This window comes from Bacteroides sp. CAG:189 (assembly GCF_000432295.1).
In the GTDB taxonomy this organism is placed as follows: Bacteria; Bacteroidota; Bacteroidia; order Bacteroidales; family Bacteroidaceae; genus Bacteroides; species Bacteroides salyersiae.
This window is the reverse complement of the sequence record NZ_HF991073.1, coordinates 18883-26485: the sequence shown is the minus strand read 5'-3', so window position 1 is coordinate 26485 and position 7603 is coordinate 18883. Positions and strand designations below refer to the sequence as shown.

At 40.0% G+C, this 7603-nt stretch carries 6 protein-coding genes, 1 pseudogene and 1 riboswitch; of the genes and pseudogenes, 3 read left to right on the top strand and 4 right to left on the bottom strand.

Annotation, left to right across the window (positions count from 1 at the left end):
• The 3 genes from QVP90_RS10285 to QVP90_RS10275 all read right to left on the bottom strand — a co-directional run.
• A partial coding sequence (locus QVP90_RS10285) for a hypothetical protein (RefSeq protein ID WP_288204261.1) occupies positions 1-235 on the bottom strand: 235 nt, incomplete at its 3' end.
• Positions 236-391: 156 nt separating this feature from the next.
• Positions 392-592 (bottom strand): helix-turn-helix domain-containing protein, encoded by a 201-nt coding sequence (locus QVP90_RS10280; RefSeq protein ID WP_021936353.1) that lies wholly within the window; start codon positions 590-592, stop codon positions 392-394.
• 12 nt (positions 593-604) lie between these two features.
• Positions 605-1324: a hypothetical protein gene (locus QVP90_RS10275; RefSeq protein ID WP_021936352.1), complete on the bottom strand. Its 720-nt coding sequence runs from the start codon at positions 1322-1324 to the stop codon at positions 605-607.
• 865 nt (positions 1325-2189) lie between these two features.
• Here QVP90_RS10275 and QVP90_RS10270 point away from each other — a divergent pair.
• Positions 2190-3785: an arylsulfatase gene (locus tag QVP90_RS10270; protein WP_021936351.1), complete on the top strand. Its 1596-nt coding sequence runs from the start codon at positions 2190-2192 to the stop codon at positions 3783-3785.
• 255 nt (positions 3786-4040) lie between these two features.
• Here QVP90_RS10270 and trxA read toward each other — a convergent pair whose 3' ends face one another.
• A complete protein-coding gene (trxA, locus tag QVP90_RS10265) occupies positions 4041-4523 on the bottom strand; it encodes a thioredoxin (RefSeq protein ID WP_192917487.1) in 483 nt (160 codons plus the stop codon).
• Positions 4524-4743: 220 nt separating this feature from the next.
• On the opposite strand from trxA, the pseudogene QVP90_RS10260 reads away from it, so the two are divergent.
• A pseudogene (locus tag QVP90_RS10260) lies at positions 4744-5353 on the top strand (sugar O-acetyltransferase).
• Positions 5354-5443: 90 nt separating this feature from the next.
• Positions 5444-5638, top strand: a riboswitch (cobalamin riboswitch).
• A 168-nt stretch (positions 5639-5806) separates the two neighbouring features.
• Positions 5807-7603, top strand: a 1797-nt coding sequence (locus QVP90_RS10255) for a BNR-repeat neuraminidase N-terminal domain-containing protein (RefSeq protein ID WP_288204258.1), incomplete at its 3' end; no start/stop codon positions are given.

The window sequence follows — 7603 nt, the reverse complement described above, 5'->3', positions numbered from 1 at the left end:
GATCGGATAAGATTGGTGGATTTTCTATCTTTGAATATTGCTTTAACCGAGATAATACGATTTTTCGTCTTTCTTGATTCTTGTCTCGGTTAATGTCTTCAAGCTGCATCGGATGAATATACAGACAATGGCTCTGCTCTGCAGAAAGTTTCCGCAGTTCGGCAAAGGAAGAATCGAGAATTCTACTCGTATCTTCCAATGGGATAATGATATTCGTGTCTAACAATATATTCATCAAGAATATTCTTTGGATAAATTTTATTCGTTGTGCCCTTTGTTTTTAATCAATCTTTTTAAAGTCAACCAAATCGATAATCATTAAAGCGATTAAACAGATTAATACTTTAATTCAAAACATTTTATGATTTCGCATTGTTCCATATATTTGGACTTATTTACTGCTAATCAAATCTTTCGGATTAACTTGTAGGATGTTCGCAATTTCGAATAACACATCTAAACTTGGCTGACGTCTGTTGCAGACATAAGAATTGACAATGCAAAAACTCTTTCCGAGTTTGTCTGCTAACCATGTCTGCTTGATGCCTTTTTCTTCAAGCACCTCTTTTATGCGGTTCTTCGGTTTATCCATTTCGCTTTTATTTTATTTCTTGCAAAAGAAATCGATCGCCAAATCGATCATTATTGCTGTTGCTGTCACTCCTCGTTTGGCGTCATCGTCTCTAAGTGATGATTTCACAACCGTAGATATAAAACTGGTTGCCAAATGCAACATCTTGTTTGTCGGTTTATCTTCCGGTTTATTATTGAGTATAGTATCAATCCCCTGTAAGACGCTAATTGCTCCATTTGCCTGTGCATATAGCTTGTTGCTCGGCTCTATTGCTTCGGCAACACCGATTGCGTACTTAGCAACGGCAAGCAAATCAGCGACCTTGAGTTGTCGGATATTAGACTCATACAAAACTTCATCTTGACGAAACGTATGATTGGGACGATATAACATACGTTGAGCATATGTATTGTTAGAACGATAGAAGTGCCTTGATTGAAGTTCTGCCAGCAATACGTTAAGACAGCCTTCAATATTAGACCTCAAGATTACATCATCATAGATGAGCGATATTGAACAAGGTCGTATGTCTGGAGTGATTCCTTTAGACCATAAAACCTGTTTTGTTTCATTGAATATTCTGTCTCCGAGGTCTTGAATACCGACATTTACGTTTCCTGCAGCTCTATATGCAGATATCATTTCGTCTCTGTTTCCACGCTCATAGGCATGATATAGATTTGCGTACGCAGTTTCCAATTGCAAGATTTCATCTGCTTGTTGTTGAGCTAACACTTCTATTGCATTCATGATATATCTTCTCTTTTTGCAAAGATATAAAATATTATGCTATAAAAATAATCAGAAACAGTTTTTATAGACTAAACTACAAAAAATGCTTTTATGTAGCGTATCCAAAAAGAACTCGATAAAATATTGCAGCGAAAAGAGAAAATATACAGTGAACCTTTCTTCTCTTTTGGCTGTATGTTTGGCAAATCGTCAGGTAATGGAAATGGGTTGAAAATTCAGTTTAGTTTGTGCATTAGCCTTATATATGCTAAATCAAAGTAAACTATATTTAGGTAGGCATATTTGCTTTTATATGCCTATGGCTTTATAGAGAAACAACCACCTTTGCGGAAAATACAAGTTTCAATGAAGATGTAAGGCAGAGACCACAGCCCGTCTTTTTTTCTTTTGGCTGCAATAATTCATCAATGAAACACCGAACGGCATTCTTCGGATAAGAGGTCGATAATCGGAAAACTACTTTGAAAAGCACTTTGAATGCGACCAAGTGCAAGGGATGAAACCAAGTGAAATGCGAAAAACCGAGAATCGCTTAAAATATTGATTTTGTTCCTGTTTCGTTTCCTTGATGAGATGTATACGATATTATTATATTGATATACAGCATATAGTGTGTATATCTTACAATATTTACCAGATTTTGATGGCAGATAATAATAAGATTTCTCCATCGTTCTACGAAAACGATGTATCCGTTTTTCAGATACGTGGCAAAGTTAAGAATAATTCAGAAGAACTTATTTGGTTTCTTTCTTTTTTGTTGCAGTTTAGATAATATTAGACAATAAATAATCAAAAGTGAACATTGCCATTCACTGATTAGCGGTATATTTGTCCGTGAGTAACTTTTAAATCCAAACGAATGAATAGACTGTTGATAAGTTCCCTAATATTATCTTCCATAGGGAACAGTGCCGTTGCCGGCAATGCTTCTAAAGAGAACCATCCGAACATTATTCTGATATTGTGTGATGACATGGGATTTTCCGATTTGGGATGTTATGGGGGTGAAGTGCGTACTCCGAATATTGATTTTTTGGCAGAAGAAGGGATACGTTTCAGCCAGTTTAAGAATACGGGACGTAGTTGTCCCAGCCGGGCGGCCTTGCTTACCGGCCATTACCAGCACGAAGCCGGTATGGGGTGGATGACGGCTGTCGATGAACATCGTCCCGGGTATCGGGGACAGATAGCGGCCAATATCCCTACTATCGCCGAAGTGCTTCGCGACAATGGTTATGCTACATATATGAGCGGTAAGTGGCATGTGACCGTAGACGGCGCTTTTGATGAACCCAACGGAAGTTATCCCGTGCAACGCGGATTTCAAAAATACTACGGCTGCCTTAGTGGCGGTGGAAGTTATTATGTTCCTAAACCGGTATATTCCGGTCTGACAAGGATTACTGAGTTCCCTGATGATTATTACTATACCACGGCCATATCCGATTCCGCCGTGAGTTTTGTGAGGGAACATCCTGCTGATGTTCCTATGTTTCTGTATGTGGCGCATTATGCACCGCATCTGCCTTTACACGCTCCGAAACAGAGGGTGGATGCTTGCCGTGAACGTTATAAGGCGGGATATGATATACTGCGTCGTCAACGTTTCGAACGCCAGAAAGCCTGTGGGCTGGTAAAAAAATCGATGGAACTGCCGGTTTATCAGCGGGAGTTCAATGATCAACGCCCGTCGTGGACGGATCTTACTCCCCGGCAGCAAGAACAATGGATAAACGACATGGCTACTTATGCCGCCATGATCGAGATCATGGACGATGGTATAGGACGACTTATCGAAGCAGTCAAGGAGAAGGGCATTTATGAGAATACCGTTTTTCTGTTTATGAGCGATAACGGGGCAACCAGCGAAGGGGGATATCTGGGACAGTTGATGGCGGATTTGAGTAATACTCCTTACCGTAGCTATAAGCAGTGGTGTTTTCAGGGTGGGACAAGTTCACCTCTGATCATAAAGTGTGGTGATTCTGTTAAAAGAGGAATTAAAGAGAAAGGCACGATTTGCCGGGAACCCGGTCATATTATCGATCTGTTTCCTACCTGTCTGGATATGGCATCGGTCCGATACCCTTCTTCTTTTCAGGGAGAGAAAGTGAAATTGTCGGGAACCAGTCTTTTACCTGCCATACAGAATAAAAAATTGCGTTCACGTGATTTGTTTTTCGAGCATCAGACGTCTTGTGCCGTTATTTCGGACGGATGGAAGTTGGTACGTGCCAATGGAAAATCCTCTTGGGAGTTGATAAACCTTTCAGAAGACCCTTTTGAGGAGAAAGATCTGTCTGCACAATATCCTGAGAAGGTGAAAAGTCTGGAGAAGAAGTGGAATCGCTGGGCGGAGCAACAGCATGTGTTTCCTTTTGAGTTCCGTCCCTGGGGAGAACGTATCAAATATTACAAGGCATTATATCCCGAACAAGATGGGAAGTTATTTTGATATCTATATATGTAATGCATCATTACATATATTGGCATTTATATTACAAAATGAATATGTGTTTTGTATATATAAATAAAAATAGAATATAAATCAGACGCAACTTTCACTGGTTACACCCGGTTTACTATTTCATGATAAACCAATACATCGGTGTAACAGTGAAAGTTGCGTCTGAAATAACGAGTCAATTTTAACAAATACTTCTATGTCCCGGAAGTATTTATAAAATCTCTTGGATACGTCCTTCTACCTTTATTTCTTTTCTAATAGAAACTCGTTTACTATTTTAGTAAGTTGATCTTTCGGCATGGCTCCCTGTAAAATTTTAGGTTCTCCCTTTGCCGGAATCATCAATAGGGTGGGAATGCTTTGAATGCCAAATGCTCCTGCAAGTTCAGACTCTTTATCCACATCTATTTTGTAGACATCGATTTTCCCGGCATAGTCTTTGCTTATACTGTCCAGTATCGGTGCCATCGCTTTACAGGGACCACACCAAGTGGCGTAAAAATCAATGATTGCAGGACGACTGCCTTCAAACTTCCACTCATTGGGATTAGCTTCGTAGTTATATACTTTTTTTAGAAAATCTGCTTTGGTCAATGCTATTACTTCCATATCATTCTTTTCTTTTTGAGAGTTAATACTTTTGCTATCTTTATTGCCTGCACAGGCTGTTGTTATAAAAGTCAACATAAGCGAAAATGTCACAGTTAAGATTTTAATTGATTTCATATAGTTCATTCTTTATTGTTTTTTACTATTGCAAAGATAGAGTTGTTTCTAAGACAGGAGAATAGCAATTTTACCGGAATAGTTGACGATTTTTCCCAAAAGGCTTATTTATAGTAAAAAATCAGGTTTCCTATAAGAAATCTTATCCACTTTTCATTAATTCATCTATATTTGTTGTCCTTATAAGTCGGATTTCCCGTAACTTAGGATATATAAAGATATGAAAACAGACAAAGAGAAGATGTTGGCGGGTGAACCTTACCTGGCTTTTTGTAATGAATTGGTGACGGAACGTGCCCGCGCGAAAGAGATATTGTTTGAATATAACAATCTGCATCCGTCGGAAATGGAAAAGCGTACTGAAATATTGAAACATTTTTTAGGTGCTACCGGCAAGCAGCTACTTATCGAACAGCCGTTCCGTTGCGATTATGGCTATAACATTCAACCAGCCGTTCCGTTGCGATTATGGCTATAACATCCGTGTTGGTGAGAATTTTTATGCCAATATGGGATGTACTATATTGGATGAGGCTTTGGTGACATTCGGAGACAATGTATTATTGGCGCCGAATGTGAGTATTTATACGGCCGGGCATGCTGTAAATGTAGCACAGCGTGTAGCCGGTTGGGAATACGCTTATCCGGTGACGGTAGGACATAACGTCTGGATTGGAGGGAATGTAGTGATACTGCCGGGAGTTTCAATCGGAGATAATAGCATCATAGGTGGTGGGAGTGTAGTGACAAAGGATATTCCTGCCAATGTGATAGCTGTGGGCAATCCTTGCAAGGTGATTCGGGAACTTACCGAAGACGAACTGAAATAAGAGCCGGTTTTAAATGAGAACGAAATAAACTGATAAAAACATTTAAAAGGAAAATTTAAACAGGCTCTGAGATTACTTCAAAAATAAAGTTTACCTTTGCAAAAAATTGGTTTGCATCGAGTTGTGATGCATAAAAAGGGAATACCGTGCGAATCGGTAACAGTACCCGCTGCTGTAATTCTCGTAGAACCCGGATAAGAATGTCACTGTAAAGCGCCCTGCTTTATGGGAAGGCATCCGGAGGGAGAGACAAGTCAGAAGACCTGCCAATTTTTATAATATCTGATGCTTTCGGGAGTTAAAGCGGAGAGTAATAGACTAAAAGAGACGTTTTAGGACCTATTTCAATGCCTGCATTTCTTAGGGCAATCTCTGTTTTTTTCGTTTGGCAAAAGTTATTCAAGAGTTTGAATATTTAGTTTTAGTTCAAATAATTGTTTAATTAAAATGCTTATGAAAAGAATTACGCATTTATTTTTGATGACACTCGGATTGGTGCTCAGTGCCATCCCCATGTATTCATGGGGACAAGGTTCTGATAACCCGAATGTTGTGCTTATGCCCCAATTCGGAATGCCCGAAGACGGGGCGGTGATCGTTTCCGATGAGATTACGTTTTATGATCATTGGGGAGAAGATATGATAAAGGGTAGCAGTAGCTACAATTCTTTGTCGGCCGTTGTTTTTAAACCGGCGGAAGAAGGGAAAGTAATTCAAATAACTTTTGAGTCGGTAGAGGTATTAAAGTATGAGACTTCATGGACCACTAATCCGGCTTACTTGAATATTTATAACGGAATTTTGGAACCGGGTGCGGACTATAAATTTCCTACAACGACCTATGGAGTTTCAAATACATCTAAATTGCCGGAAGGTGAACTGTTGGAAACGCTTAGCGGGACTTATACCAATAAAACTTATTTTTCTACCGATCCCAGTGGAGCACTCTCTGTCGGGTTTCATTTCGTGAATGCAACCAATTGCTCCGGTTGGGTAGCTAAAGTGAGTTGTGTAAAGGTGGAAGATATGACGGTTATAGGTGCCGGTTCTTCTTACGAGCAAGTGGAAACCGAGCCTGTAGCTAAAAAAGCGGTAAATTTAGTCAGCTTTTATGTAGATACCGAAGGAATCATGAAACCGGAGAATCTGACGAGTGTTTCGTTTACGCTTCCTATAAATGAAGTTGTAGAACCCGGACAGTTGAAACTGTATGCCGGTGCTGAACTGAATTTTGACGGAGAGACACCTTTGGAAACAACTTTTACCGAGAATGACGGTACTTATACCTTGACATTAGCTAAAGCGCTGTCTTCCGGTCGGAACTGGTTTTCCATTGCAGGTGATGTCAAGGCGGATGCAGCGTTCGGAGCAAAGGTGCAAACTGTTGTTTCGAAGGTAACAACGACTGCCCATACCACCGGAGTAGAGGGCTTTATAGCGGCTACCCCCGTTACTTTGACTATTCCGCATACGGTTCTGATGTCTGCTACTCCCGCCACTTATCAGGTGGGGAGCGATAATCTCTTTTTTTATGATGATGGTGGAAAGGATGGGAAAATCTCTTCAAAGTTTGAAGGGACAGTAACATTTGTTCCGACTACTCCGGGAAATAAAATTCAGATAGACTTTTCCAAAGTAAGCTTATATGAAAATATATATAGCACTTCTACCAATGATGATGTGATGAAGATTTACGATGGAAAAACTGTCAGTGAAGCTGATTTAAATACAATCATGCGCAATGGAGTACCGGCGGTTGTGAAGTCAATGGCGGAAGACGGGTCACTGACTGTCTATTTAAAAACCATACAGATAACCGATTATAACTTAAAAGATGGTTTTGAAGCCGTTGTGTCCGAGTATACTCCCGTGCAAATGGAGGTGAAAGAAATTGTTCCTGCTCAATATACCGAAGGTACTGTTGTGGCCGGTGATGTTTCGCAACCGATTCTTTCTGTCAATATTAAGACGGAAAATACTATTCCTCTTGTTGCGCAAGCATTTAAGTTTACTGCCGAAGGAACTACGGTTTTATCTCATTTGTCAAAAGCTACGGTTTATTATACCGGAAAAAGCAATGTCTTTGCCAATACAGTGAAAGTGGGTGAGGTTGATTTAACAGGGAATGCGGCTTTCGAATTGAGCGGTTGTTCGCAGAGCTTGGTTGAAGGGGATAATTATTTTTGGTTGGCATACGATTTGAAAGCAGATACACAGAGCGGTGAAGTGATTGATGGCGGCTGTACCGGG

What these genes read in the sequence shown, in the direction of transcription:
- QVP90_RS10280 (WP_021936353.1), bottom strand. Translation starts at nt 592, where the DNA reads ATGGATAAACCGAAGAACCGCATAAAAGAGGTGCTTGAAGAAAAAGGC.
- QVP90_RS10275 (WP_021936352.1), bottom strand. Translation starts at nt 1,324, where the DNA reads ATGAATGCAATAGAAGTGTTAGCTCAACAACAAGCAGATGAAATCTTG.
- QVP90_RS10270 (WP_021936351.1), top strand. Translation starts at nt 2,190, where the DNA reads ATGAATAGACTGTTGATAAGTTCCCTAATATTATCTTCCATAGGGAAC.
- trxA (WP_192917487.1), bottom strand. Translation starts at nt 4,523, where the DNA reads ATGAAATCAATTAAAATCTTAACTGTGACATTTTCGCTTATGTTGACT.